Raw genomic sequence first — 2082 nt, 5'->3', positions numbered from 1 at the left:
GGAATTGCCCAAGAGGGCGGTTCCCTTTTGCTCTTCGAGAGGGAGGCCTACGGCGGTTTGAACGGATGAAGCCTGATCAGGGCAGCCGATAGGGTAAGGATTAAAGGGCTGGACCCGGGCGGCGCTGCGGCTGGGTTTTACTAGCTCGAACAGCGCAACAGGACCGCAAACCGCATGCCAGGCTAAGATATCAATATGGGATGAAGTGGCAGCCCGTAGGGGAATCGAACCCCTCTTTCCAGGTTGAAAACCTGGCGTCCTAACCGATAGACGAACGGGCCACTCTGTGCGTGAGGCGCTATGTACTCAGTCAGGTGAGTGGGCGCAAGAGTGATTTTTGCTCATTTGGGAAGAAATATTTGAGGCGGGTGTTCCGGGTGGTTTCATGGGCAGTTCGCGTCCCCCCAAAAGCGGCGTCAGAAGGCCTGCGCTGCAATTCGGTCAAAGGTTTTCTCCACATTGATATGTCGTGGGCCAGCCTCTTCTTTGCGTATCACTCCCTGATTTTCCACAACGCTTTATGGTTGTCTTGGTTCCGGCTGTGAAAACTGGCCTAAATATCGTTTGAAAGGGGGGCGGGCTAGGCGCTGAGCGTTTTCGGCGCATCGCGCGCGGCCTCTGGGCTTGTGAAGAGAGGCCGGAAGGGTAGGGCAAGCCGCAGTCAGGAGAATCAAGTTTTCGGAAAATCAACATTCTGCTGCGCTGAACCTTCTGCGAAAAACGCAATTTCCGGGCGGGGTTACGTCTGGGTGTGGTGCTTTCCCTCGCGAAAACAGGGGCTGTCGGCAAAAAATCGCCTGTCGCCACCGGTCTTGAAAACGATTGGCGGCTCACTATGAGATTTCATATTTTATGTTCGTTTTTGTAAAATAAATTCAATTATTTGCATTCATCTTTTGCGGTACGCGTCAGGCGGCGTGCAGCGGGCTTAATATGGGGCGGGGAGCCTCGTCCTCAGTCTTTTTTGCGTCTTTTGATCAAGATCAAAAGACTTTTGATCCGCGGTTTGTAAACATCAAGACATCCGCATGTGAAGGCGCGCGAACACATGATGCCGAGCCGGTCTTTTGCGGGCGGAAGATTTTGAAACTTTGAAGCGTATTGCCGTGGGACCCATCATGGCAGATCAAGTGCTCAACCAGACACCCACGTATACAGTGACACACACCTTCAGCACAAATGATGTGACTGGTACCTTCGGTGGGCTGACACAGGGCGATGTCCAAGACGGCGATCCTGCCGTTGTGGATTTTTCCGCCGAACCGGTGATCACCAAAGAGGGCGTCGCGCTGTATCCGGTAAACAGCGAATTTGGCTATAACGTCATTGATTTCGACCAAGCGATTGAAAAAGACTTTTTCGACGATCCAGAATACGAAGAAGGCTTCGTTGGCGATCTGTCCGGCGAGGGCGGAGAGCATCTGGGGCTGGTGGTTTCGAACGCCCCCACCGATGTTTTTCAGACGCCGGCAGTTCACGGCACCTGGCTGGCTGGCCTTGGTGGCAACACGGTCAAAGCCTCGACCGAACACTATGTGGTGATGCAGCAGGTGCTGTCGGATCAGCGTTTCCCCGGTGATCCGGATGCAGAATACCAGCTGGACGATAATCTGTGGATTGTTGGCGGCGAATACGACGGTCAATATGTGGCGGACGTGCTGCCTCAGGTCGGCGATGTAAACGGCGACGGTGTTCTGGATCTGAAGGATGTGCTGGAGCCCAATGAAGCCACCATTCAGGAAAACATCGCGGTCGGTAACGACTATTCGGTGACGCTGAAGGATGACGGCAAGCTGCTTTATCGTTGGGGCAATACCATCAAGAAACCGAACGATGTGCGCATCGAGGCTGAGCTGCCTTTGCCGGACGAATGGTCGACCCCGGATGCCGACAATGATGATCTGATCCCGCTGTTCCAGATCACCCAGGCCGAGCTGGTCACCCGTCACACGATCACCAACAACCCGAATGACCAGATCCGCCCCGAGGATTTCGAGAACGAATCCGCCATTGGCCAGGGGGATGTCCCTGTTGATGTTGAACTTTGCTTGAAGGGTGGCGTTGCTTTCCCTGAGCCGTAGG

1 protein-coding gene and 1 tRNA gene are annotated in these 2082 nt (G+C 54.3%); one reads left to right on the top strand and one right to left on the bottom strand.

Annotation, left to right across the window (positions count from 1 at the left end; all coding sequences use genetic code 11):
* Positions 1-206 precede the first annotated feature (206 nt).
* Positions 207-281: transfer RNA gene (locus tag C6W91_RS15235), tRNA-Glu, on the bottom strand.
* Between the two features lie 837 nt (positions 282-1118).
* Here C6W91_RS15235 and C6W91_RS15230 point away from each other — a divergent pair.
* Positions 1119-2081, top strand: a complete 963-nt coding sequence (locus tag C6W91_RS15230) for a hypothetical protein (protein WP_370571033.1) — start codon at positions 1119-1121, stop codon at positions 2079-2081.
* The last annotated feature ends 1 nt before the right edge of the window (position 2082 follow it).

Origin of the sequence: Phaeobacter sp. SYSU ZJ3003, from assembly GCF_041300735.1 — a bacterium.
In the GTDB taxonomy this organism is placed as follows: domain Bacteria; phylum Pseudomonadota; class Alphaproteobacteria; order Rhodobacterales; family Rhodobacteraceae; genus Phycobacter; species Phycobacter gallaeciensis_A.
The sequence above is the reverse complement of the archived record's forward strand: the minus strand, read 5'-3'. Positions and strand labels throughout refer to the sequence as shown.

Excerpts from the sequence above, each read along its gene's own strand:
- C6W91_RS15230 (WP_370571033.1), top strand. The coding sequence starts at position 1,119 with ATGGCAGATCAAGTGCTCAACCAGACACCCACGTATACAGTGACACAC.